Source organism: Stutzerimonas sp. LR2, from assembly GCF_055755175.1.
This window is the reverse complement of sequence record NZ_JBVTRR010000002.1, coordinates 171,271-193,616: the sequence shown is the minus strand read 5'-3', so window position 1 is coordinate 193,616 and position 22,346 is coordinate 171,271. Positions and strand designations below refer to the sequence as shown.

At 66.3% G+C, this 22,346-nt stretch carries 24 protein-coding genes and 1 riboswitch; of the genes, 6 read left to right on the top strand and 18 right to left on the bottom strand.

The window, feature by feature from the left end; all coding sequences use genetic code 11:
* Positions 1-60: 60 nt before the first annotated feature.
* Entirely contained in the window at positions 61-1,383 is a 1,323-nt protein-coding gene (locus tag ACVRRC_RS07285) for an outer membrane protein transport protein (protein WP_243364130.1), read from the top strand.
* Between the two features lie 46 nt (positions 1,384-1,429).
* Here the strand turns inward: ACVRRC_RS07285 and ACVRRC_RS07280 are convergent, their stop codons facing one another.
* Positions 1,430-1,978, bottom strand: a complete 549-nt coding sequence (locus ACVRRC_RS07280; RefSeq protein WP_045157688.1) for a glutathione peroxidase — start codon at positions 1,976-1,978, stop codon at positions 1,430-1,432.
* A 147-nt stretch (positions 1,979-2,125) separates the two neighbouring features.
* Here ACVRRC_RS07280 and modA point away from each other — a divergent pair, with 147 nt between their 5' ends.
* Genes modA through modC form a run of 3 tightly spaced genes read left to right on the top strand, consistent with a single transcriptional unit; the run spans position 2,126 to position 4,663 of the window.
* Complete coding sequence (gene modA / locus ACVRRC_RS07275; RefSeq protein ID WP_013982201.1) at positions 2,126-2,884, top strand: molybdate ABC transporter substrate-binding protein; 759 nt, start codon at positions 2,126-2,128, stop codon at positions 2,882-2,884.
* A gap of 4 nt (positions 2,885-2,888) precedes the next feature.
* Complete coding sequence (gene modB, locus ACVRRC_RS07270) at positions 2,889-3,569, top strand: molybdate ABC transporter permease subunit (RefSeq protein WP_003283954.1); 681 nt, start codon at positions 2,889-2,891, stop codon at positions 3,567-3,569.
* Positions 3,566-4,663: a molybdenum ABC transporter ATP-binding protein gene (gene modC / locus ACVRRC_RS07265; protein WP_472996801.1), complete on the top strand. Its 1,098-nt coding sequence runs from the start codon at positions 3,566-3,568 to the stop codon at positions 4,661-4,663. Before modB ends, modC begins: the two co-directional genes overlap by 4 nt.
* A gap of 13 nt (positions 4,664-4,676) precedes the next feature.
* Here modC and ACVRRC_RS07260 read toward each other — a convergent pair whose 3' ends face one another.
* On the bottom strand, positions 4,677-5,078 hold the full coding sequence (locus tag ACVRRC_RS07260; protein ID WP_013982199.1) for a RidA family protein: 402 nt from the start codon (positions 5,076-5,078) through the stop codon (positions 4,677-4,679).
* Between the two features lie 130 nt (positions 5,079-5,208).
* Between ACVRRC_RS07260 and ACVRRC_RS07255 the strand changes: the two genes are divergently transcribed.
* The gene (locus ACVRRC_RS07255) at positions 5,209-6,144 is read left to right on the top strand and encodes a LysR family transcriptional regulator (protein WP_125872424.1); all 936 of its coding nucleotides are present in this window, start codon (positions 5,209-5,211) and stop codon (positions 6,142-6,144) included.
* Here ACVRRC_RS07255 and ACVRRC_RS07250 read toward each other — a convergent pair.
* The 13 genes from ACVRRC_RS07250 to btuB form a co-directional block, all read right to left on the bottom strand.
* On the bottom strand, positions 6,141-6,872 hold the full coding sequence (locus ACVRRC_RS07250; protein WP_125459674.1) for an adenosylcobinamide-GDP ribazoletransferase: 732 nt from the start codon (positions 6,870-6,872) through the stop codon (positions 6,141-6,143). The genes ACVRRC_RS07255 and ACVRRC_RS07250 overlap by 4 nt on opposite strands.
* 8 nt (positions 6,873-6,880) lie before the next feature.
* Positions 6,881-7,459: a histidine phosphatase family protein gene (gene cobC, locus ACVRRC_RS07245; protein ID WP_313288314.1), complete on the bottom strand. Its 579-nt coding sequence runs from the start codon at positions 7,457-7,459 to the stop codon at positions 6,881-6,883.
* Positions 7,456-8,505: a nicotinate-nucleotide--dimethylbenzimidazole phosphoribosyltransferase gene (gene cobT / locus ACVRRC_RS07240; protein ID WP_472996800.1), complete on the bottom strand. Its 1,050-nt coding sequence runs from the start codon at positions 8,503-8,505 to the stop codon at positions 7,456-7,458. Before cobT ends, cobC begins: the two co-directional genes overlap by 4 nt.
* Entirely contained in the window at positions 8,505-9,023 is a 519-nt protein-coding gene (gene cobU, locus ACVRRC_RS07235) for a bifunctional adenosylcobinamide kinase/adenosylcobinamide-phosphate guanylyltransferase (RefSeq protein WP_045157696.1), read from the bottom strand. Before cobU ends, cobT begins: the two co-directional genes overlap by 1 nt.
* Before the next feature lie 2 nt (positions 9,024-9,025).
* Positions 9,026-10,483: a cobyric acid synthase gene (locus tag ACVRRC_RS07230; protein WP_243364136.1), complete on the bottom strand. Its 1,458-nt coding sequence runs from the start codon at positions 10,481-10,483 to the stop codon at positions 9,026-9,028.
* Positions 10,480-11,469 (bottom strand): threonine-phosphate decarboxylase CobD, encoded by a 990-nt coding sequence (gene cobD, locus ACVRRC_RS07225; RefSeq protein WP_313288307.1) that lies wholly within the window; start codon positions 11,467-11,469, stop codon positions 10,480-10,482. Before cobD ends, ACVRRC_RS07230 begins: the two co-directional genes overlap by 4 nt.
* Positions 11,462-12,373, bottom strand: coding sequence for an adenosylcobinamide-phosphate synthase CbiB (gene cbiB / locus ACVRRC_RS07220; protein ID WP_472996799.1), 912 nt, complete (start codon positions 12,371-12,373; stop codon positions 11,462-11,464). The genes cobD and cbiB overlap by 8 nt, the downstream gene beginning before the upstream one ends.
* Positions 12,370-13,170: a cobalamin-binding protein gene (locus ACVRRC_RS07215; protein WP_014596135.1), complete on the bottom strand. Its 801-nt coding sequence runs from the start codon at positions 13,168-13,170 to the stop codon at positions 12,370-12,372. The genes cbiB and ACVRRC_RS07215 overlap by 4 nt, the downstream gene beginning before the upstream one ends.
* On the bottom strand, positions 13,167-13,814 hold the full coding sequence (bluB, locus tag ACVRRC_RS07210) for a 5,6-dimethylbenzimidazole synthase (protein ID WP_017244693.1): 648 nt from the start codon (positions 13,812-13,814) through the stop codon (positions 13,167-13,169). The genes ACVRRC_RS07215 and bluB overlap by 4 nt, the downstream gene beginning before the upstream one ends.
* A complete protein-coding gene (locus tag ACVRRC_RS07205) occupies positions 13,811-15,103 on the bottom strand; it encodes a cobyrinate a,c-diamide synthase (RefSeq protein WP_017244694.1) in 1,293 nt (430 codons plus the stop codon). Before ACVRRC_RS07205 ends, bluB begins: the two co-directional genes overlap by 4 nt.
* A 132-nt stretch (positions 15,104-15,235) precedes the next feature.
* The gene (cobO, locus tag ACVRRC_RS07200; protein WP_011912469.1) at positions 15,236-15,847 is read right to left on the bottom strand and encodes a cob(I)yrinic acid a,c-diamide adenosyltransferase; all 612 of its coding nucleotides are present in this window, start codon (positions 15,845-15,847) and stop codon (positions 15,236-15,238) included.
* Positions 15,844-16,413: a hypothetical protein gene (locus tag ACVRRC_RS07195; protein WP_053528121.1), complete on the bottom strand. Its 570-nt coding sequence runs from the start codon at positions 16,411-16,413 to the stop codon at positions 15,844-15,846. The genes cobO and ACVRRC_RS07195 overlap by 4 nt, the downstream gene beginning before the upstream one ends.
* A gap of 46 nt (positions 16,414-16,459) precedes the next feature.
* The gene (btuB, locus tag ACVRRC_RS07190) at positions 16,460-18,313 is read right to left on the bottom strand and encodes a TonB-dependent vitamin B12 receptor (protein ID WP_053528122.1); all 1,854 of its coding nucleotides are present in this window, start codon (positions 18,311-18,313) and stop codon (positions 16,460-16,462) included.
* Between the two features lie 118 nt (positions 18,314-18,431).
* A riboswitch (cobalamin riboswitch) is annotated at positions 18,432-18,651 on the bottom strand.
* 145 nt (positions 18,652-18,796) lie between these two features.
* Here btuB and ACVRRC_RS07185 point away from each other — a divergent pair.
* The gene (locus tag ACVRRC_RS07185; RefSeq protein ID WP_013982184.1) at positions 18,797-19,600 is read left to right on the top strand and encodes a metallophosphoesterase family protein; all 804 of its coding nucleotides are present in this window, start codon (positions 18,797-18,799) and stop codon (positions 19,598-19,600) included.
* A 22-nt stretch (positions 19,601-19,622) separates the two neighbouring features.
* Here ACVRRC_RS07185 and nhaD read toward each other — a convergent pair whose 3' ends face one another.
* The 3 genes from nhaD to ACVRRC_RS07170 all read right to left on the bottom strand — a co-directional run bounded on the left by nhaD (position 19,623) and on the right by ACVRRC_RS07170 (position 22,297).
* Complete coding sequence (gene nhaD / locus ACVRRC_RS07180) at positions 19,623-20,876, bottom strand: sodium:proton antiporter NhaD (protein WP_011912465.1); 1,254 nt, start codon at positions 20,874-20,876, stop codon at positions 19,623-19,625.
* Positions 20,877-21,063: 187 nt separating this feature from the next.
* The gene (locus ACVRRC_RS07175; protein ID WP_053528123.1) at positions 21,064-21,588 is read right to left on the bottom strand and encodes a C40 family peptidase; all 525 of its coding nucleotides are present in this window, start codon (positions 21,586-21,588) and stop codon (positions 21,064-21,066) included.
* Between the two features lie 76 nt (positions 21,589-21,664).
* Positions 21,665-22,297: a C40 family peptidase gene (locus tag ACVRRC_RS07170; protein WP_048328718.1), complete on the bottom strand. Its 633-nt coding sequence runs from the start codon at positions 22,295-22,297 to the stop codon at positions 21,665-21,667.
* Positions 22,298-22,346: the final 49 nt, after the last annotated feature.

The window sequence follows — 22,346 nt, the reverse complement described above, 5'->3', positions numbered from 1 at the left end:
GCTACCTGTCCGAGAAAGTTGCTAGGTTCCGACCCGCTTTTATCCCGGAGTAGTACAACAATGAAAACAACATGGTTGAAGACCGCACTCGCGGTAGCCGTAGGCGCCTTGTCCAGCCAGGCAATGGCAGCCGGTTTCGCCCTCAACGAGCAAAGCATCAGCGGCATGGGCACCTCCTTCGCAGGCCGCTCATCTTCCGCCGACGACGCCACCACCCTCTTCGGCAACCCGGCCGGCATGTCCCGCCTCAAGCGTGAAGAAGTCAGCTTCGGCATGGCAGCGATCCATGCGAAGACGGATATCAAGAACAATTCCGGTTCGTTCTCGGGCCCGGCGCTCGGCGGTGCGACCGTGCCATACAGTGGCAGCAACGACGGAGACATGGTCCCCTTCACGGCAGTGCCGATGGGCTACTACGTCAAGCCGATCGACGACAAATGGGCTGCAGGCGTTGGCGTTTATGTGCCGTTCGGCCTGGTCACCGACTACGAGAGCGGCTATCAGGGGCGCTACTTCGGCAACTACAGTGAAGTGCGCGTGATCACCGTACAGCCCACCGTCAGCTACCGCTTCAACGACAAGTTGTCTGTCGGTTTCGGCCCGACCATCAACCGCATCGATGGTGAGCTGCAAAGCAACTCGCCGAACCCTGTCGGCCCGCTGGGCTCGAACGATGGCCGAGTGAAGGTCACGGGCAATGATACGGCGCTCGGCTTCAATGCCGGCGTGCTCTATGAATTCACTCCGCAGACCCGCGCGGGTGTCACCTACCACTCCAAGGTCAAGTACAAGCTTGAGGGCGACACCAAGCTTTCCGGACCAGGGTTCGATGTATCCGGCGCATCTGGCAAGTACGATGCCTCCCTGGACCTGGACACGCCAGAGTCGGTGGATGTATCGCTGACGCACGAACTCAACGACCAGTGGACGCTGTACGGCGGTGCCATGTGGACCCGCTGGAGCCGCTTCGAAGCGATCGTCATCGAGAACGACGGAATTCCGGGCCCGCTGCAAGGCAACCTGGCGCCCATCGTCGAAGAGCAGGACTGGCATGACACCTGGTCCTATGCCATCGGTGCCGCCTACAAGCTGAACCGCGAATGGACGCTGCGTACCGGTCTGGCCTTCGACCAGAGCCCGACCAACAACCTCCATCGTTCTCCGCGCATCCCGACGGGCGACCGCACCGCGATCAGCTTCGGCCTGGCGTGGAATCCCACCGACGACATGACCGTCGACCTGGCTTACTCGTACCTGCGAGAGGAAGAAGTCGATATCAGCCGCAGCCGCAGCTATCAGGGCGGACTGCTTGAAGCCAACTACGACGCGACGTTCAAGAACCGCGCCCACGGTTTCGGTGCCTCGCTCAGCTACCGCTTCTGATTCAAGCGCTACAAAAAAGCCCCGGTTCTCCGGGGCTTTTTCTTTTCTACCTTGCCAGCGCTTTTTCCACCGCAGCGATCACCCGCGGGTCATCCGGCTTCACCTTGCTGGAAAAATGCGCAACGACTCGCCCTTCACGGTCGACGACGTACTTGTAGAAGTTCCAGCGCGGCGCTGCCCCGGCCTGCTCTGCCAGTTCGCGAAACAGTGGCGTAGCGTCACGCCCGCGCACCGGCTGGGTCTGGGTCATGGTGAACGTCACGCCGTAGTTGACGTAACAGACCTCAGCCGTCTCGGCCTCGTCGTCTGACTCCTGAAAAAAATCGTCTGACGGCACGCCAAGCACCTCCAGGCCTTCCTCCTTGTAACGCTGGTAGAGCGCTTCAAGCCCCTTGAACTGCGGAGTGAATCCGCAATGGCTGGCCGTATTGACCACTACCAGTGCCTTGCCCTGGAACTGGCTGCACAGATCGACGGTGTCCTTGGAGCGCAGCTTGGGTAGCTCGTGTTGCAACAGTGCCGGACATTCGGCGGCAACCACCGAGGCGCTGGCGAAGGCCAACATCAGAACTACCAGTGAGCGGGTGATATTCATGGTCAGCTCTCCGATCACGGATTCAACACGCTACTCCCCCGGCGTGCTCGCGACAATGCCGGTGAGCGTCGAAGCGTGCCCGGTCAATCACAGCCTGGCCAAACTGCAATATGATGCGGCCAGCCGCTTTGCACCGAACGAGGCCGTATGACGCTATCTCGACTGTTCCACTACGCCATGGCACTGCTTCTGCTACACGGCAGCACTGCCTTTGCCGCCCAGGTACAGGTTGCCGTCGCCTCCAATTTCACCGCTCCGATGCAGGAGATTGCAGCACGCTTCGAGCGCGACACAGGCCACCAGGCGCGCCTTGCCTTCGGCGCCAGCGGCAAGTTCTACGCCCAGATTCGCAATGGCGCGCCATTCGAAGTGCTGCTTTCAGCGGATGACACCACGCCGCAACGGCTCGAACAGGAGGGCGCTGCCATACCCGGTAGCCGCTTCACCTATGCCGTGGGTCGGCTGGTGTTGTGGTCGCCGACTGCGGGCGCGGTGCAGGACGGCCCCGAACTGCTGCGCAATGGCGATTTCCGTCACCTCGCCGTGGCCAATCCCAAGACCGCGCCCTATGGCGCTGCCGCCCTGGCCACACTGGAGCAGCTCGGCCTTGCCGAAACCCTCCGCGGTCGATTGGTGCAGGGTGAAAACATCGCCCAGACCTACCAGTTCGTCGCCAGCGGCAATGCACAACTGGGGTTCGTTGCGCTGTCTCAGGTGGCGAAGGATGGCGAGATCACCACCGGTTCCGGCTGGATCGTGCCCACCGACTATCACGCGCCGATTCGTCAGGACGCCGTGCTGCTGACCAAGGGCAAGGACAATCCGGCTGCCAAGGCTTTGCTGGTTTACCTGGCCCAGCCGCAGATCCGCGAGCTGATCCAGTCCTACGGCTACGGGCTGGAGTAGCAACATGCCGCTGGACAGCGTCGACTTGGCAGCAATCTGGCTGACCTTCAAACTGGCCAGCGTGACCACGCTGATCCTGCTGCTGATCGGCACGCCCATCGCCTGGTGGCTGGCACGCACCCCTTCGCGCATGAAAGGGCCGATCGGGGCCGTGGTCGCGTTGCCGCTGGTGCTGCCGCCGACGGTGCTCGGCTTCTACCTGCTGGTGGCCATGGGGCCCAATGGCTTCATCGGCCAGTTCACCCAGAGTCTAGGCCTGGGCACCCTGCCCTTCACTTTTGCCGGATTGGTGGTCGGCTCGGTGTTCTACTCGCTGCCGTTCGTGGTGCAGCCCTTGCAGAACGCCTTCGAAGCCATTGGCGAGCGCCCGCTGGAAGCCGCCGCCACGCTGCGCGCCGGCCCCTGGGACACCTTCTTCAGCGTGGTGCTGCCACTCGCCCGCCCCGGTTTCATCACTGCCAGCATCCTCGGTTTCGCCCATACCGTCGGCGAGTTCGGCGTGGTGCTAATGATCGGCGGCAACATTCCGGGCCAGACGCGCGTGGTGTCGGTGCAGATCTACGATCATGTCGAGGCCATGGAGTATGCCCAGGCGCATTGGCTGGCCGGCGGCATGCTGCTGTTCTCCTTCCTGGTGCTGCTGGTGCTTTATGGCAGCCGGTTGAAGCAAGGGTGGCGCGGATGAGCGGTGCTGCAAGCAACAGCGGAATCCAGGCACGTTTTCGCCTCGACTATGCCGACTTCAGCCTGGATGTCGATCTGCAGCTGCCCGGCCGCGGGGTGACCGCGCTGTTCGGTCACTCCGGCTCGGGCAAGACCACCCTGCTGCGCTGCGTGGCGGGCCTGGAGCGCTCAGGCCAAGGCGAGCTGACCGTCAATGGCGAACGTTGGCAGGACAGCGTGCAGAATCTGTTCGTGCCACCGCATCGCCGTTCCATCGGTTACGTGTTTCAGGAAGCGAACCTGTTCGCCCACTTGTCGGTGAGGCGCAATCTCGAATTCGGCATGTGCCGCGTGGCGGCAGCGCAGCGCCGTGTAGCGCTGGAACAAGCAGTGGAACTGCTGGGCATCGCTCACCTGCTCGAACGCATGCCGGATCGGCTGTCCGGCGGCGAGCGCCAGCGTGTCGGCATCGCCCGCGCGCTGCTGACCAGCCCGCGCCTGCTGCTGATGGACGAGCCGCTGGCGGCGCTGGACCTCAAGCGCAAGAACGAAATCCTGCCCTACCTGGAGCGCCTGCACGACGAGCTGGATATCCCCGTGCTCTACGTCAGCCACTCCCCGGATGAAGTGGCGCGGCTGGCCGACCACGTGGTGCTGCTGGAGCAGGGCCGAGCCATCGCCCAGGGCGAACTGCGCGAGACCCTGGCGCGGCTGGACCTGCCCACCGCCTTCAGCGAGGACGCCGGCGTGGTGGTCGAGGCCGAAGTCGCTGAGCACGACGCCCACTATCATCTGACCCGACTGACTTTCCCCGGTGGCGAAGTGCTGGTTTCGCAGCGCCCGGAAGCACCGGGGCAGCGCCTGCGCTTTCGTGTGCATGCGCGGGACGTAAGCCTGGCCTTGCTGCGCGCCGAAGGCAGCAGCATCACCAACCTGCTGCCGGCGCGCGTCGCAGCCGTGGTAGCGGCCGATACTCCCGCGCACGTGCTGGTGCGCCTGGATGCCGGAGGCACGCCGCTGCTGGCGCGGATCACCCGGCGGTCGGCGGATCAGCTGGCGATCGCCCCTGGCCAGCAGCTGTGGGCACAGATCAAGACTGTCGCCTTGCTGGGTTGAACGTCGCGGCCGCTCAGGCCGCATCTGGCAGCCTGGCGATGACCTTGATCTCGAACTGAAAGCCATAGAGCCAGGTCACGCCCACGGCGGTAACCGTCGGATGCGGTGCCTGCCCCCAGTACTCGGACACCACCAGGTTCCAGACCCGCTCGAAGATCGCCTGCGGATCGACCATGAACACCGTGACGTCGATGACATCCTCAAAGGTGCAGCCTGCAGCCTCGAGAATCGCATTCAGGTTGTCGAAGGCGCGCCGGACCTGTGCCTCCAGCTCAGGCTCTGGCGAGCCGTCTTCGCGGCTGCCGACCTGCCCGGAGACGAACAGCAGGCCATTGGCGCGGATGGCCGGTGAATAGCGGTTGTGCTCGTAGAGCGCCTGGCGTCCCGGCGGAAAAACAACGTCACGCTGTGTCATGTGCAAACCTCCAGCAAGGGTCGAGGCGACCCGTTCAAGTGAGAACTCACTGTAGAACTCGACGAACACTGGATAAACGCGCGAGTGCGCTCAACACTGTTTGCTCAAACCAAACAATCCTGGAGTGACGATGGACCGTTTCGATGCGATGCAGGCCTTCGTTCGCGTAGTGGAAACCGGCAGCTTCACCAAGGCTGCGGAAACGTTGCGCATCAGCAAGACCAGCGTGACCCAGCAGGTCCAGCAACTGGAGGCTCGGCTTCGTGTCCGCCTGCTCAACCGCACCACGCGCAGGGTCAACGTCACCGCCGATGGCGCCGCCTTTTACGAACGGGCGCTGCGCCTGCTGGCGGACCTGGACGACGCCGAGACCGGCCTGTCCGCCGCTGCGGCGTTGCCGAGGGGACGCCTGCGCGTCGACGTGCCCAGCCCGTTGGCACGCATGATCCTGATACCGGAGTTACCGGCGTTTCATGCCCGGTACCCGGACATCCAGCTGGACATGGGCGTCAGCGATCGGCGGGTGGACCTGATCGGCGAGAACGTGGACTGCGTCGTGCGCGGCGGCGAACTCACCGACCAGTCGTTGATCGCCCGCCGCGTCGGCGACCTAAGCCTGGGCGTGTACGCGGCGCCGAGTTATCTGGCGCGTGCCGGGGTACCGGGCCACCCAAGCGAACTGGAAAACAGCCATCACCGCGTGGTCGGCTTTCTCTGGGGACGCACCGGCAAGCCCACGCCGTACGTCATGCAGCGGCAGCACGAGCGCATCCGGGTACATGGCCGCTACGTGCTCGCGGTGGACGATGGCAACGCCTGTCTGGCCGCGGGGCTGGCCGGGTTGGGCGTGCTCTGGTTGCCGCATTACATGGTGAAGACGCATCTGGCCAATGGCGAGCTGGTGCCGTTGCTGGAGGACTGGCAACTCGATGCGATGCCGCTGTACCTGGCGTTTCCGCCGAATCGCCATGTCAGCGCCAAGCTGCGGGTGTTCATCGACTGGGTCGTCGAGCTGATGGCCCAGCATGCTCCCGTGCTCGACCGTCGCGCGACGGTCGAGGGCTAAAGCTGCAACGCCAACCCGACCAGCACGGCGCATTCCACCAGCTCCAGCAGCGCACCGGCGGTATCGCCCGTGGTGCCACCGAGGCGGCGGAGCATGGCGCGACGCGCCAGCAGAAAGGTCACGCCGGCCAGCGTCAGGGCCAGCAAGCCGGTGGCGCCGAGCAGCACGCAACCCATAACGACCAGTGCCAGCACGATCAAGGCCCCGCTGCGCGGCAGGTTCGCCGCCAGTGCCTGGCCGAGGCCATTCGGGCGCACATAAGGGGTGCAGAGAAACAGCGCCAGCAGCGCCGCGCGCCCGAGCAGGGGCGCCAGGACCAGCGCGGCGGGCTGCTGCGCCTGCACCACCACCAGCAGGGCGCTGAACTTGAGCAACAGCAGCAGCACCAGCACCACCACGGCCACCGGGCCGCTGCGCGGGTCCTTCATGATCTCCAGCGTACGCGCCGGGTCGCCGAAGCCGCCGAGCCAGGCGTCCGCACTGTCAGCCAGACCATCGAGGTGCAGTGCGCCGGTCAATGCGACCCACAGCGCCAGCAGCAATGCCGCCTGCAGCAGTGGCGATGCACTTTCCAGCAGCAGCACCGCCAGCCAGAGCAGCGCGCCAAGAAACAGGCCCACCGCGGGATAATGCAGCAACGAACGGCCCTGCTGCCGCGGCGTAGGCATGGCAGGCAACCGGATTGGCAGGCTGGTGAGAAATTGAAGGGCGATCAACAGCGGCAGCATCGACACACCTATTTGTCCAGGGCAGCGGGTTCGCCCGCCGGACAAGGACTGAGCGGCAGCAATTCACCGTGGGCCACGTTCACTTCCAGCAGCCGCTCCCGCGGCAATCCCCGCCCCTGCGCCAGCAGCAGGCGCATCACCCCGGCGTGACCGATGGCCAGCACGCGTCGGCCGGCAAAATGCAGGCGCACGCGCTCGATGGCCGCCAGCACGCGCGCTTCGAACCGCAGCAGCGGCTCGCCACCAGGCGGCGTGAAACCGTAGGGATCGGCCCAGAAGCGTCCCAGCGCCTCGGCATCCGTGCTCATCAGCTCGGCGGCGCTGCGCCCTTCCCAGGCACCGAAATGCAGCTCGCGCAACTCAGGCTCGATGCGGAGCGGCAGCCTACGTTCGGCGGCAAGCTCGCGGGCGAAAGCTGCGCAGCGTTGCAGCGGCGAGCTGACCAGCACGTCCCAGGGGCCGGCAAGCGCCACCGCATCGCGCATCTGTTGCCAGCCGTGAGCGGTCAGGGCGTCGTCAAGGCTGCCGCGAAAGCCGCCGCCCCGCTCGGTCTCGCCATGACGCAGCAGGTCGATGCGCGTGCTCATGCCGGCCGGTCCGCCACCGCCGCCTCGGCGAAGGTGGCCATCTCATTGTGCAATGCGCACGCCTGCTGAAGCAGCGGTACCGCCAGCGCCGCACCGCTGCCCTCCCCCAGACGCAGACCCAGATCGAGCAGCGGCGCCGCTTCGAGCGCCTCCAGCACAGCCAGGTGCCCCGGTTCGGCGGAGCGATGGGCGAACAGCAGCCAGGCCCGACACGCCGGGTTCAGGCGCACCGCGCAAAGCGCCGCGACGCTGCAGATGTAGCCGTCCACCAGCGCCGGGATACCCTGCTGAGCACAGGCGAGATAGGCGCCGGTCAACGCCGCCACTTCGAAGCCGCCAAGCCGGCGCAGGGCTTCCAGCGGCACGCCGCAATGCCCGGCATGCAGCCGCACGGCGCTCTGGATGACCTGTTCCTTGTGTCGAACGCCGGGTACATCCAAGCCCGTCCCCGGCCCGACCAGGGTCAGCGGTGAGCGCGGCAACAGCACCGCGGCCAGGGCACTGGCGCTGCTGGTGTTGCCGATCCCCATCTCGCCGCCGATGAACAGCTGCACGCCATTCGCCGCTGCGCGCTGGACGCTGCTCCGCCCCGCCGCCAGCGCCTGATCCAGCTGTGCCTCGCTCATGGCCGGCTCGCGGGTGAAGTTAGCCGTACCCGGCCCCAATCGCAGATGAGTGACACCGGCCAGTTCCAGCGGCTCCGCGGTGCCGAGGTCTATCACCTCCAGCACTGCGCCGAGCCGCCGCGCCAGCACGGAGAGTGCCGCGCCACCGGCGACGAAGTTGTGCAACATCTGCCCGGTGACCGCCTGCGGATAGGCGGAAACGCCCTCCTCGACCATGCCGTGATCACCGGCGAAGACGCACAGGTGCAGCCGCTCGACGGCGGGCCGGTCGCATGCCTGCAGCGCCGCCAGGTTCACCGCCAGCGCCTCGAGCTGGCCCAGCGCGCCGCGCGGTTTGGTCAGCTGATCCTGGCGCGCCATGGCACGGATACGCGCGGCTTCGTCCGGCTGCCGGCAGGGTTCGTTCCACCACTCTTGCATCACTGTGCTCCCTTCAGGGTCATGGGCAGCCCGGCGACCATGAAGGTCACCCGCTGCGCCCGATCCGCCACCGCCTGGTGCAGCCAGCCGGCCTCGTCCACGTAACGACGGGTCAGCTCGCCCAGCGGCACCACGCCGAGGCCCGTCTCGTTGCTGACCAGGATGATCCGCCCCGGTAGCTCAGGCAGACACTCGAGCAGCGCATCACGCGCCTCCGCGAGGCGGGCCGCGTCGTCCAGCATCAGCAGGTTGGTCAGCCAGAGAGTCAGGCAGTCGACCAGCAGGCAGCGCTGCGGCGCGGCCTGCTCGCGCAGTACCCGCGCCAGCTGCAGCGGTTCCTCCACCAGCGACCAGTGCACCGGGCGCCGTTGCCGATGATGGGCGATGCGCGCGCTCATCTCCCCATCCAGCGCCTGGCTGGTGGCGATATAGGTGACCGCCAGGCCGCTTTCGGCAGCCAGACGTTCGGCAAAGCGGCTTTTGCCCGAGCGGGCACCACCTAGGATCAGTTCCAGCATCGTCAGCCTCCCAGTCCGCAGAATCGGCGCAGCTTCGCGGTGTCCAGATGCGTCTCGACCAGATCGGCCAGCCGCTCGATGTCGCGCTCACGCAGCGCGTGGTAGTCGACCTGCTGCACTGCTTCAAGCCCCGCCCAGCGCAACAGCGCGGCGCAGGCATCGGGACTTTCGAACAGGCCGTGCAGGTAGGTGCCGAGGATCTGCCCATCGGCGCTGATGGCGCCATCGCTGCGGCCGTCGTCCAGCTGCACCGCGGGCCGCGCGAGGGCCGACCCGGTGCTGACGCCGGCATGGATCTCGTAGCCGGTGACTGGCACAGCTTCCGGCAGCAGCCGGCCCTGCACGGTACGCAGCTGCTTGTCGGCTTCGAGCACGGTGGCGAAGTCCAGCAGACCAAGCCCGGCGCTTTCTCCCGCTGGGCCTTCCAGCCCGAGCGGATCGGCAATGCGCGTGCCGAGCATCTGCAGGCCACCGCAGATGCCAAGCAGCTTGCCGCCGTAGCGCAGGTGCTTCTGGATCGCCGCCTCCCAGCCGTTGGCACGCAGCCAGGCGAGGTCGGCACGCACGCTTTTCGAACCGGGCAGGATGACCAGGTCCGCGGAGGGAACGGGCTGGCCGGGTCCGACGAATTGCAGATCGACCTGCGGATGCAGGCGCAGCGGATCGAAGTCGGTATGGTTGCTGATCCGCGGCAACACCGGCACCACCACCTTCAGGACCTCGGCGGATTTGCCGGCCTGGCGCACATCGATGGCATCTTCGGCCTCCAGGTGCAGATCCATCAGGTACGGCAGCACGCCCAGTACCGGCTTGCCGGTGCGCTGCTCCAGCCAGTCCAGCCCCGGTTGCAGCAGCGCGATATCGCCGCGAAACCGGTTGATGACGAAGCCCTGCACGCGCGCCTGCTCGCTTTCCGAGAGCAACGCCAGGGTCCCGACCAGGTGTGCGAACACCCCACCCTTGTCGATATCAGCGATCAGGATCACCGGGCAGTCCACCGCCTCGGCGAAGCCCATGTTGGCGATATCACCGGCGCGCAGATTGATTTCCGCAGGCGAGCCTGCGCCCTCGACCATCACCACGCGATACGCCGCAGAAAGCCTCCGGTGCGAGTCGAGCACGGCCTGCAACGCGACGCGTTTGTAGTCGTGGTAGGCAGCGGCATCCATGCTGGTCACCGCGCGGCCATGGACGATCACCTGGGCCCCGATGTCGCTGTTGGGCTTCAGGAGCACCGGGTTCATGTCGGTGTGCGGCGCAAGGTTGGCGGCCTGCGCCTGTACCGCCTGGGCACGGCCGATTTCGCCGCCGTCGGCGGTCACCGCGCTGTTGAGCGCCATGTTCTGCGGCTTGAACGGCACCACCGCGACACCCTGGCGCGCCAGCCAGCGGCACAACGCGGTCACCAGCGTGCTCTTGCCGGCGTCGGACGTGGTGCCCTGCACCATCAGCGTGGTCATGAATGTTGCTCCCGATAGGCCTGCAGTGCATGGTCCAGACGTTGCCAACCGGCGTCGGTCGGCAGCCCGAAACGCAGGCTGGATGGCTGCGCGAACAGCCGAGTGAGGATGCCGCGGCGGGCGAGAAATTCGTGCAACTGCGCGGCTTCGGCAGCGACCCACCACTGAAACAGGGCGCAGCCTCCCAGTGGAGTCAGCGCATGTCGCCGCAGCAGCTCGGCCAGGCGCTGACCATCGCCGTGCAGGCGTTCACGCTGCCGTTGCTGCCCGATCTGGTCGGCCAGCAGCTGGCGGCCGAGCTGACGCGTCGGGCCGTTCACCGTCCAGGGGCCAAGCAGTTCGGCGAGCGCACGCAGGACACCGGCATGGGCCAGCACGAAGCCCAATCGCGCACCCGCCAGGCCGAAGAACTTGCCGAACGAGCGCAGCACCACCAGCCCCGGCAGATGGCTGTGCGCGGCCAGGCTGTGCTCGGGCGTGCAGTCCATGAACGCTTCGTCCACCACCAGCCAGCCCCCGTAGGTCGCCAGCGCGCTGCGCCATTGCAGCAGGCGCTGCGCTGCGATCAGCTGCCCGGTTGGGTTGTTCGGATTGACCACCAGCAGCACGTCCAACTGATCCAGCGCCCGTGGCACGCTGGCTTCGCACAGCTCGACAACTCGGTGACCGGCACGCCGCCATGCCTTGGCGTGTTCGGCGTAACAAGGCGAGACGATGCCGACCCGCGCCGGCCCGCGCAGGCGCGGCAAGGCCTGGATGGCGCTTTGCGAGCCGGCCACCGGCAGCACCGCGCGTGCCCCGTAGTACTGCTGCGCCGCCGCGTCCAACCCATCATCGGGCTCCGGCAGGCGTGCCCAGGCATCGCTGGTGATGGTCGGCAGGTCCGGGTGATAGGGCGCCACGCCGGTGGACAGGTCCAGCCAGTCCGACAATGGGATTCCGTGGCGCTGCGCGGCCAGCCGCAGCCGACCGCCGTGCTCAAGCATAGAGCCAGCCTCCGAACAGCAGCACCAGCAGCCAGACGCCGACACCGGCCCAGACCAGATCCAGCGCATGTTCGATATGCCGCGCCTGCGGGGCACCGCCCCGGCCCAGCTCCGGCCGGGCGTGCAGTTCACCGTGATAGATCGCCGCGCCGCCCAGCACCACGCCCAGCGCACCGGCCCCTGCGGCCATCACCGGGCCGGCGTTGGGGCTGTCCCACAAGGGCGCCTGGGTACGCCAGCAACGCAGCGCGCGACGGGTCCGGCCGAGCGAGGCATAGGTCAGAGCGACCAGCCGTGCCGGCACGTAATTGAGCAGATCGTCGATGCGCGCCGCGGCCCAGCCAAAGCGCTCGAAGCGCGCGTTGCGATAGCCCCACATGGCGTCCAGCGTGTTGCTCAGGCGGTACAGCACCACACCCGGCGCACCCGCGACGATGAACCAGAACAGCGCGGCGAACACCGCATCGCTGCCGTTCTCCAGCACCGACTCGGTGGCGGCACGGGCCACGCCCTCTTCATCCAGCTGGCTGGTGTCTCGGCTGACGATGAAGGCCACCCGCCGACGCGCCTCGGGCAGGTCGTGGCGCCACAACGCCTGGGCCACCGGCAGCGCATGCTCGCCCAGGCTGCGCAGGCCGAGGGCCAGATAGAGCAGCACGATCTCCGCCAGCCAGCCGATGCCCGGCAACAGGCTGAGCAGCCAGGCCAGCAGCGTCAGTGGCAGCACGGCCAGGCACCAGGCCGTTACCCCATGGCTGCGCCAGCCACGGCCCGCAGCACCGTTGAAATGCCGTTCCAGGCGGTCGGCCAGGCGTCCGAAGGCCACTAGCGGATGGGCCCGCTTCGGCTCACCCAGCAGCGCATCCAGCAGCAGCGCCGCGATGACGCTGAGGAACACGCTCACTCCGGGCGCTCCGCGCACGCGCGAATCAGGGCATGCAGCTGCCGCACGCCATCGGTCAGCACCGCCGGGCCGGGGTTGAGGATGTCCGGCGACTTGATCTCGTGCAGCTGGCCATCGCGTACCGCCGGGATCGCCTGCCAGCCCGGTCGGGCCGCCACCTGTTCCGGGCGGAAACGGCGGCCGCACCAGGAGCCGACGATCAGCTCCGGCGCGCGCCGCACCACGTCCTGCGGATCCTCGATGATGCGTTGCTTGGCGCGCTTGAACGGCGCCAGCTCGGCGAAGCAGTCCTCGCCGCCGGCCAGTTCGATCAGTTCGCTGACCCAGCCGATGCCGGAAATCAGCGGCTCGTTCCACTCCTCGAAATACACCCGCGGCCGGCGAGGCAAGCTGGCCGCGCTGGCGCGGATGACGTCCAGCCCGGCCTGGAGCTCGGCGGTCAGCGCCCGCGCGCGCTCGCTGGCGTGCACCAGTGCGCCGAGCGTCTCGATCATGCGCAGGATGCCGGCAATGTCGCGCTGGTTGAACAGATGCACCTCCAGCCCCTCGCGGGCCAGCTCGGCGAGCATGTCGGCCTGCAGATCGCAGTAGCCCAGTACCAGGTCCGGTTTCAGGGCCAGGATCTGCTCGTGCTTGACGCTGGTGAAGCCGCTGACCTTGGGCTTTTCCTTGCGCGCCTGCGGCGGGCGCACGGTAAAACCGGAAATGCCGACGATGCGCGCCTGCTCGCCCAGCAGGTAGAGCGTTTCGCAGGTCTCGGTGGACAGACAGACGATCCGCTGCGGCCCCTTGCTCATGTCACCCCCCATCCGTTCTCGAAAACCAGTTCTTGCAGCGGCCTCGGCGTCGTCCAGCCCTCCAGCGCCAGCATCGGCGCCGGGTAGAATTCGTGCACCGGGCCGAGGCAGAGGATCGCCACCGGCTTGGCGCCTTCCGGCATGCCGAGCAGCGCAGCCAGCGCCAAGGGATCGAACAGCGACACCCAGCCCATCCCCAGGCCTTCCGCGCGAGCGGCCAGCCACAGGTTCTGGATCGCGCAGGCCAGCGAGGCGAGATCCATTTCCGGCAGGGTGCGGCGGCCGAAAAGGTGCCCCTCGCGGCCATCCATCAACGCGGCGACCAGCAGTTCGGCGCAGTCCTCGATGCCCTCGACCTTGAGCCGCAGGAACTCGGCGGACCGCTCGCCCAGCGCCACGGCCGTGCGCTGGCGCTCCTCGCCCACCAGATTAGCGATGGCCTGACGCCGTGTCGGACAGGTGATGCGAACGAAACGCCACGGCTGCATCAGGCCGACGCTGGGTGCCTGGTGCGCAGCGTTGAGCAGTTTCGACAGCAACTCCGGTGCTACCTCGCCGCCCGCGAAATGGCGCATGTCACGGCGCTCGGCAATGGCGCGGTAGACCGCGGCGCGCTCCTCGGCGCTGAAGGCGTGTGCACTCATGGCCTGAGCAGCGCCGCGGCCGCCAGCGGATCGGACGGCAGGTAGAAATGGATGTAGGACGCGGTCAGCCGCCCGCTTCGATAGACCGCCTCGGCGGTGCGCTTGTAGTTCGGACACTCGCCGCGGGCCAGCGGCTGCAGCGGCGATTCCAGCGTCGAATGATGAAAGGTGTGGCCGCGCAATCGCCCTTCCGGCAGTTCCACTTCCTGCAGCGCCAGTGCGCTCAGGCGCTGCTGCATGCGCGCCTCGCCGGGCAGCAGGCCGAGCATCTCGGCTCGCTCGTCGCCGCGATCGGTCAGCCCGTCGAGCAGGTAGAGCATCCCCCCGCATTCGGCCAGGATGGGTTTGCCGGCTGCATGATGCGCGCGGATCGCCTCGGCCATCGGTCCGTTGCGCGACAGTGCACGCAGGTGCAGCTCGGGGTAGCCCCCCGGCAGGTACAGGCTGTCCACCGCGGGCAGGCGGGCAAAGCGCAGCGGCGAGAAAAACAGCAGTTCGGCACCCAGCGCCTGCAACAGGTCGAGGTTGGCCTGATAGAGAAAGGCGAAGGCGGCATCGCGCGCCACACCGATGCGCACGCCGGCCAGCAGCGGCTCCAGCGAAACGCGAGTCGGCGCCGCAAAGCTGACGGCCGGGGGCAGTTCGGTTTCCGCGCTCTGCGCGAGTGCATCGGCCGCGGCATCGAGGCGCGCATCGAGATCGGCCAGCTCCTCGGCCTGCACCAGCCCGAGGTGGCGGCTCGGCAGCTCCACGTCGAGGCTGCGCGGCAGGGCGCCGTACCAGCGGATCGATTCCGGCAGGCTGTCGCGCAGAATCTCGCCATGCCGTGCGCTGCCGACCCGATTGGCCAGCACGCCGGCGAACGGCAGGTCCGGCTGGAAGCTGCTCAGCCCGTGCGCCATGGCGCCGAAGGTCTGCGCCATGGCCGAGCCATCAATGACCGCCAGCACCGGCACGCCGAAGCGCCGCGCCAGATCGGCCGCCGAGGGCGCGCCATCGAACAGGCCCATCACCCCTTCGATCAGGATCAGGTCGGCCTCGCCCGCCGCTTCCCAGAGCAGGCGCCGCGACTCCTCTTCGCCGACCATCCACAGGTCGAGCTGATAGACCGGCTTGCCGCTGGCACGCGCGAGGATCATCGGGTCGAGAAAGTCCGGCCCGCACTTGAACACCCGCACGCGCTTGCCCTGCCGCGCATGCAACCGCGCCAGAGCCGCGGTGACGGTGGTCTTGCCCTGGCCGGATGCAGGGGCGGCAATCAACAGCGCCGGGCAGTTTCTACTGGTCATCGCGGTCTCTCCTGCTGTTCATCGCGACTCATCTCGTTTCGCCCATGTGCGCGCAAGGAAGCGCCGCGCAGCAGTACGTCCAGTGCGGCAATCGGCGCTGACGCAAGCCCCGGCGCATGGCGAACGAGAGCATTAGAATTCAACGCCTTTCTGCGCCTTTACTCCGGCCTTGAACGCGTGCTTGATCAGGCCCATTTCGGTGACGGTGTCCGCCGCCTCGATCAGTCCGGCGGGCGCGCCGCGGCCGGTGACCACCACGTGCTGCAGCAGCGGCCGTGATTCGATGTCGGCAAGCACTGGCGCGAGCTCCAGGTAGCCGTACTTAAGGGCGATGTTCAGTTCGTCCAGCACCACCAGGCCGATTTCGGGATCGGACAGCAACTCGGCCGCCACCGCCCAGGCCTCGCGGGCCTTGGCGATGTCGCGCTGGCGATCCTGGGTTTCCCAGGTAAAGCCTTCACCCATGACGTGGTAGCGCACCTCGTCCGGAAAGCGCCGAAAGAACGCCTCCTCGCCGGTGCTGGCCGCGCCCTTGATGAACTGCACCACGCCGACCTTCATGCCATGGCCCAGCGCTCGCGCCAGCATGCCGAAGGCCGAGCTGCTCTTGCCCTTGCCGTTGCCGGTATGCACCAGCAGCAGGCCGTACTCGTCCTGCGCCTCGGCGATCTTCTCGTCCATCAGCGCCTTCTTGCGCTGCATGCGCGCCTTGTGGCGTTCGTCGCGTTCGCTCGACTCGCTCATGCCCGCGCCTCGCCGCGCTGGGCGCTCCAGGCGCGCAGGCCGACGAACAGCAGCGCGGCGACGCCGACATACAGCGCCAGAGACGACAGGTAACGCGGGTAGTAGGTGGCGATTCGGTCGACCAGCAGCATCAGGCTCGGCTCGGGGTAGCGCCCGGAGAAATAGAGGAAGCCGCCGCCGGAGAACAGGTAGCAGACGAAGGCGCTGACCATCACGCACAGGGCCAGGGTCGCCAGACTGCTGAACTGGTCACGATGCCAGCGGGCATACAGGCGCCCGCCCAACCACAGCGAACCGTAGGCCGGCACCAGCATCCAGTAGGCCGGCGACATGCACCAGTCGCTCACACCCGCCCACTGGATGGCGGCGAAATCGAGCAGCGAAGCCTCGAGAAACAGCGCCGGAAACATCCACTTCGGCCGTACGAGCACACCGGCGAGAAAGAACACCGCCCAGGACGCGCTGGGCAGGTTGACGCTGGCGAAGTGCTGTCCGCGGGTCATGGCCAGCAGCGCAGCGAGCGCAAGGCCCACCAGCAGCTGGTATCTCGGGGCAAGCTTGATCATTGCAGTCTCCTTTGTTGGGCGCGGGCGACATGCCCGCGCCGCAGTCTTACAAGGCCTGGTAGCGCACCGTCAGGTAGGCCGCCTGGCCGGGCTGGTTGTAACCCTCCGCGGTCTCGTAGTCGGCATCCAGCAGGTTGGCGACGCGCGCCTGCAGGCGCCACTCGGGGGTGATGCGGTATTCGCCGCGCAGATCGAGGGTGGCGTAGCCGGACAGCTCGCGGGTGTTGGCCAGATCGTCGTAGCGCTGTCCCTCAGCATGCAGGCTGGCACCGATGCTGAAGGCGCCGAGCCGGCGATCGAGGTCAAGGTTGAACAGCTGCTTGGCGCGACGCGCCAGTTCGTTGCCCCGGTTGGCACCAGCGGAGCGGTTCTCCGGTTCCAGCAGGCTGTAGTTGGCGTTCCAGTCCCAGCCGAGCAATTGGCTGCCGAGCACCAGCTCGACGCCTCGGATACGCGCTTCCTGCACGTTGGCCGGAGCGGAGAGGCTGGCGTCATAGGCGATCAGGTCATCCACTACGGTGCGATAGGCGTTCACCGCCCAGTGTCCCCAACCGTGCTGACCGGCCAGGCCGGCTTCGAGACTGCGGGAGGTCTCCGCGTCCAGCGCCGGGTTGCCGTAGTCCGGGAAGTACAGCTCGTTGAACGTTGGCGCCTTGAATGCCGTGCCGTAGCTGACGGTGGCACGCAACCAGTCGGTCAGCGCATAGCCGTAGCCGATGTTGCCGGTATCGTGCAGGCCGAACTGCTCGTTGTCGTCCCGACGCAGTGACAGCTGCCAGTCATGGCGGCCGGCCTCGCCCAGGTATTGGACGAAGCGCCCGAAGTTGTCGCGCGAATCCTCGGCGTACGCTGTGGTGCCGTTGATCTCGTCGCGCTGGTAGTCGGCGCCTACCGTCAGCATGTGGCCCGCGGCGATGTCGATGTCGTTCTGCCAGGCCAGCGAGTCGCGACGGCTGTCGAAACGCGAGCTGAATCGCCCGTCCTGATAGGCATCGGACTTGTCCTCGCTGCGCCCGGCCTGCAGGGTTACCCGCCAGGGCTCCAGTGGGCTGAAGCGCGCGCGCGTGCCGAACACCTTCGACTCTCCATCGGCATTGGCGCCGAAGCCAGATGTGCGTCGGCTGTTCACACTGTCGTAATCGTTGTGCGATTTGGCCTGCAGCAGGTTGGCGTCCAGCTCCAGGCCATTGTCGAAGCGGTAGCCGGCGGCAAGCGTGGCAGACAGGTTGCGATAGCCATCGGCATCGTTTTCATAACCGCTGGTGCCTGCCGACTTCACATTGATGCCATCGGTGTCCGAACCGCTGACGCCCAGGCTGTACCAGCCACGGCCGTCGCCGCCGGAAACGCCGGCGCTGCCCGTGTAGGTGTCATGAGTGCCGTAGCCGGCGGAGAAGAACGGCTTGACGCCCTGCCCCTGGCCCTTGCGGGTGAAGATCTGGATCACCCCGCCGATGGCTTCCGAGCCGTACAGGCTGGAACGCGGGCCGCGTACCACCTCGATACGTTCAATCAACTCCAGTGGCAGATCCTGCAAGGCCGCCCCGCCGGCGGACACCGAGCCGATCTTGATACCGTCGATCATCACCAGCACGTGGTCGGACTCGGTGCCGCGCATGAACAGCGCGGTGGACTTGCCAGGCCCGCCGTTGTTGGCCAGCGAAACGCCAGGCACCTGCTTGAGCAGCTCGGGTAACGAAGCCGCCTGGCTGCGCTCGATGCGCTCGCGGTCCAGCACGGTGACTGCGGCCAGGCTCTGCTGGGCGGTTTGCGCGGTACGGGTGGCGGTCACCACCTGCTGTTCGAGGTCCAGCGGGGCTGCGGCCAGTAGGCCGATGGAAAAGGGAAAACTGCCGAGCAGCACATAGGCCGCTGGCTTGAAACGGGGCTTGCCAGTCAAGGTTCAGGTCTCCGTCGTGCCCACCCGCACGACTGAAAGTCGACGAAGACAGACGGAGGAACCGCAAAAGGAAGTGAATACCGCGAGGGATACGCACCCGCCCAGCGCCCGCCGCACTGTCAGTGAAATGCGACAGGCCGGTCTCCGGGCTTGCGAGCGTATGCCTTGCGGCATCCCGAAACCGCGCCTTCCCATGCGTCATGCACAGTGGCCGTTGCGGTTTCTCGACTCGCCTACCGTTGCGGGGGCAGCGCCGGAATCTTCGTGAGAATGGACCGGCTTCCCTGTTTCACCCGTCTGGCACAAGGCCAGGGGGCACCTGAGGCGACGCGGAGGTTAGTCCAAGGTCGAACATCGCGCAACCATGAGGTTGCCGCGCAGCCTCTGCAATTTCCGCTTGCATCTCGCCGCTTGGAACGGCGGACGCCGAAAGGCTTCGAATGCAACAATGCCAGCCATCAGCCAGGACCATCAGCCAAGCCCATGACCAGCATCGTGCAGATCTCCGACACCCATTTCGGCACCGAGCAACCCGCCGTGGTCCAGGCGCTGGAGGATCATGTACGCGAGCATCGAGCAGACCTGCTGGTGTTCTCCGGCGACATCACCCAGCGCGCCCGCCGCGGCCAGTTCGCCAGTGCCGCCGCCTTCGTCCGCCGCCTGGAGGCCGATGGCGTCGGCGATACGCTGGTGATTCCGGGCAACCACGACATCCCGCTGTACAACGTCTTCGCACGCCTGTTCACACCCTACGGCAATTACCGCCAGCATTTCGGTGACGATCTGGAGCCGGTCTTTGAGAACGAACAGATGCTGGTGATCGGGCTCAACACCACCCATCCCCGCCGGCACAAGGACGGCGTGGTAACGGCACGGCAGGTCGAGCGCGTGGCGCGGCGTCTGGAGGAAAGCGACCCGGGCAAGATTCGCATCGTGGTGGCGCATCAGCCGTTCGGCGCCATGGTGCCGAGCGACCTGAGCAACCTGCAGCACGGCGCCGAACCCGCGCTGCAGCGCTGGGCAGAGCATGGCCTGGACCTGGTCATGGGCGGGCATATCCACCTGCCCTACGTGCTGCCGCTGTCCAGGCAGTATCCCGGGCTCGCCCGCGAAATCTGGATGGTGCAGGCCGGCACCACGCTCTCCACTCGCCTGCGCGGCACCTCGCCGAACTCCTTCAACCGGCTGAAACTGCACCCGGGCGATGAGAAGAAGGTCTGCGTCGAGCGCTGGGATCTTTCCGCTGGCCGTTTCGTGCTGGGTTCGCACTTCAACCTGAGCTGGTGATCCCGGCGCTCGCGCGGGGTGATCAGCCTATCGACAGACCGATCAGGTAAACGCCGGCAAAACCGATGTTGAAGGCGACGAACAGATAGAGCATGTGCCGCAGGTAGCTGCCGAAGGTCAGCCCCGGAACCTTGCTCATCGCGACGATACCGGAGGCCGAACCGATCACCAGCAGCGAACCGCCGACACCGACCGCGTAGGTCAGCACCATCCATTCGGCAACGCCCATTTCCAACCCGGATTTGAGCAGCGCGGCGGTCAGCGGCACGTTGTCGATCGCCGCCGACATCACCCCCATCAGGTAGTTGGCCATCACCGCCGGCACCTGGTCATAAATGTGCACCAGCCCGTCGAGCACGCGGATTTCCTTGAGCATGCCCACCAGCAGCAGGATGCCGAGGAAGAAGAACAGCGTCTCGAACTCCACCTGGCGCACGTACTCGAGGATCGGGTCGGAATCGTTGTCATCACTGAAGAAGCGCGCCACCAGGAACATCACCGACAACCCGGCGAGGAAGGTCAGCACAGGCGGAATCTGGAACAGGAAGTTGCCGATGATGGTGCTCAGAATGGTGCAGAGGAAGATCAGCGCGATGGCCACATCCACGCCGCGTACATCGTTGCGATGGCCCTGCACCACCACTTCGCCCTTCATGCCGATCGACAGCATCGCCGCCAGCACCATCACCGCGACGAAGGCGGGCACGGCCAGGGCCAGCAGCTGGAGAATCGCCACCTTGCCGGCGAGGAAGATCATCAGCGTGGTGACGTCACCGGTGATCAGCGCAACGCCGCCGGAGTTGACCGCGAACACCACCAGCGTGGCGAACTTGATGGTCTTGGCCCTATCCAGCTGCAACGACAGGATGAGCGTGATGGAGACCAGCGTCGCGGTGATGTTGTCGGCGAGCGACGAGAACACGAAGCAGAAGGTCGCCGTGAGAAACAGCAAGGCCCGCTCGCTGATCCGCTTGGGCAACACCAGGTAGATCAGGTTCTCGATCATGCCCTTCTTGTTCAGGTAGGCGACGAAGGTCATCGCCGCCACCAGGAATATCCACAAGCCGGCAATCTCGGCGATGTTCTCGTTGAGGCTTTCCAGCACGGTTTCGCGCACCTCGCCTGCCGGGGCGAACATGAACAGCAGCAACCAGGCCAGGGTGCCGAAGAACAGCGTGACCTTGGCCTTGTTCACATGGGTAATTTCTTCGAGCACGACACCAAGCAGTGCCGCCACCGCCAGTGCGATCAGCACGTACGTCAGCAATACAGGCATAACTCACCTAAAGGAGGAAGTGGGAAAAGGGTCTGTGCGCGACGGATCGACGCACGTGAGGAATTGGGGATGCGCATGGTAGCCAAACGGCCGGCGAAGCGATATCACCGCATGTCAAACGCAGACTGTTGCAGGATATGAACAGGACTAAAGGCGACGAACCGGCACGTTGAAACGACAGCCGATTTCAGGGATTGCGTGCCAGTTGCTCGTGGTCGAGCACACGCTTGGCGCCGAGGTAGCTCTTCTGCCAGTAACTGGCGGTCAGGCTGTCCAGGCGTACGGTGCCGCCGGACGAAGGCGCGTGGACGAACCGGTCCTGGCCGACATAGATGCCGGCATGGCTGACGCGGCGCCCACCGTTGGTGGCGAAGAACACCAGATCGCCGGGTTGCAGCGCGTGACGACGCACGTTCGGCCCGCGCAGATTGCTCATTTCCTGAGTGGTACGAGGAAGATCGATACCGGCTGCACCACGGTAGACGTAGCCGATCAGCCCGCTGCAGTCGAAGCCGCTGTCCGGCGTGTTGCCACCCCAGCGATAGGGCGTACCGACCAGCCCGAGTGCGCTGAACAGCACATCCTCGGCGATACCGGGCATGGCGTGGGGAGTGCTAGGCGCCTCGGCGATTGGCGGCGCCGGCGGCTTGCCGGCACAGGCAGCCAGCAAGGCGAAAAGAATCACGAGGGTGGAACGGGCCAGATAGCGCATGGCAGAGCGGTCCAGGCAAACGAGCCATCACTCTGCCGGCATGCGGGGGAAGACGCAACCCCCGCAGATCGTCTGGTCAGCGGTGCGCGGTGTGCGGGGTCAGCTCCGAAGCCAGTGCCAGCACGCGCTTGGCTTCCATATAGCTGGCGCGCCAGTACTTGTCGTCCAGGCTGTCGACGCGCACGCCGCCGCTGCGGCTGCTGGAGGCGTGGATGAACTGGTCGTCGCCGATGTAGATGCCGGCATGGCTGACGCGGCCACGGCCACGGTTGTTGAAGAACACCACATCACCCGGCTCGAGCTCGTTGCGTTTGACGACCGGCGCGTCGAGGTTGATCAGCTCGCGGGTGGAGCGTGGCAGCTCGAGCCCTGCTTCCTTGCGGAACAGGAAGCCGACGAAGCCGCTGCAATCGAACCCGGTCTTCACCGAATTGCCACCGAAGCGATAAGGCGTACCGACCAGGGTAAAGCCGCGTTCGAGGATGCTGTCGGCCAGTTCCGGCAACTGGTATTCGTGCTCGTCGGTCAGCTCGGCCAGCGACTCTTCTTCGCTCTTGTCGAGGGCCGTGAAGTCGAAGCCAGCCAGGGGATGGTTTTGCGACAGCCGAGGCGATTCGATCTGCTGCTCGGTCTGTACAGGCTGACCGGCACAGGCCGTCAGCAGGGCGATGAGTGCGAGAGGCACGAGGGGTGCGAAGCGTTGGCGCATGGGCACGACCGTGTCGGTGATTTCAAAGTGCCCGCGACTATGCCCGCTA

Coding starts and splice junctions, on each gene's coding strand:
- ACVRRC_RS07255 (WP_125872424.1), top strand. CDS start 5,209: ATGGACCGTTTCGATGCGATGCAGGCCTTCGTTCGCGTAGTGGAAACC.
- cobC (WP_313288314.1), bottom strand. CDS start 7,459: ATGAGCACGCGCATCGACCTGCTGCGTCATGGCGAGACCGAGCGGGGC.
- ACVRRC_RS07230 (WP_243364136.1), bottom strand. CDS start 10,483: ATGACCACGCTGATGGTGCAGGGCACCACGTCCGACGCCGGCAAGAGC.
- cobO (WP_011912469.1), bottom strand. CDS start 15,847: ATGAGCGAGTCGAGCGAACGCGACGAACGCCACAAGGCGCGCATGCAG.
- nhaD (WP_011912465.1), bottom strand. CDS start 20,876: ATGCCTGTATTGCTGACGTACGTGCTGATCGCACTGGCGGTGGCGGCA.
- modA (WP_013982201.1), top strand. CDS start 2,126: ATGACGCTATCTCGACTGTTCCACTACGCCATGGCACTGCTTCTGCTA.
- modC (WP_472996801.1), top strand. CDS start 3,566: ATGAGCGGTGCTGCAAGCAACAGCGGAATCCAGGCACGTTTTCGCCTC.
- cobU (WP_045157696.1), bottom strand. CDS start 9,023: ATGCTGGAACTGATCCTAGGTGGTGCCCGCTCGGGCAAAAGCCGCTTT.
- ACVRRC_RS07280 (WP_045157688.1), bottom strand. CDS start 1,978: ATGAATATCACCCGCTCACTGGTAGTTCTGATGTTGGCCTTCGCCAGC.
- ACVRRC_RS07170 (WP_048328718.1), bottom strand. CDS start 22,297: ATGCGCCAACGCTTCGCACCCCTCGTGCCTCTCGCACTCATCGCCCTG.
- cobT (WP_472996800.1), bottom strand. CDS start 8,505: ATGCAAGAGTGGTGGAACGAACCCTGCCGGCAGCCGGACGAAGCCGCG.
- cobD (WP_313288307.1), bottom strand. CDS start 11,469: ATGCTTGAGCACGGCGGTCGGCTGCGGCTGGCCGCGCAGCGCCACGGA.
- ACVRRC_RS07195 (WP_053528121.1), bottom strand. CDS start 16,413: ATGATCAAGCTTGCCCCGAGATACCAGCTGCTGGTGGGCCTTGCGCTC.
- bluB (WP_017244693.1), bottom strand. CDS start 13,814: ATGAGTGCACACGCCTTCAGCGCCGAGGAGCGCGCCGCGGTCTACCGC.
- ACVRRC_RS07185 (WP_013982184.1), top strand. CDS start 18,797: ATGACCAGCATCGTGCAGATCTCCGACACCCATTTCGGCACCGAGCAA.
- ACVRRC_RS07175 (WP_053528123.1), bottom strand. CDS start 21,588: ATGCGCTATCTGGCCCGTTCCACCCTCGTGATTCTTTTCGCCTTGCTG.
- ACVRRC_RS07250 (WP_125459674.1), bottom strand. CDS start 6,872: ATGCTGCCGCTGTTGATCGCCCTTCAATTTCTCACCAGCCTGCCAATC.
- ACVRRC_RS07260 (WP_013982199.1), bottom strand. CDS start 5,078: ATGACACAGCGTGACGTTGTTTTTCCGCCGGGACGCCAGGCGCTCTAC.
- modB (WP_003283954.1), top strand. CDS start 2,889: ATGCCGCTGGACAGCGTCGACTTGGCAGCAATCTGGCTGACCTTCAAA.
- ACVRRC_RS07205 (WP_017244694.1), bottom strand. CDS start 15,103: ATGACCAGTAGAAACTGCCCGGCGCTGTTGATTGCCGCCCCTGCATCC.
- ACVRRC_RS07285 (WP_243364130.1), top strand. CDS start 61: ATGAAAACAACATGGTTGAAGACCGCACTCGCGGTAGCCGTAGGCGCC.
- ACVRRC_RS07215 (WP_014596135.1), bottom strand. CDS start 13,170: ATGAGCAAGGGGCCGCAGCGGATCGTCTGTCTGTCCACCGAGACCTGC.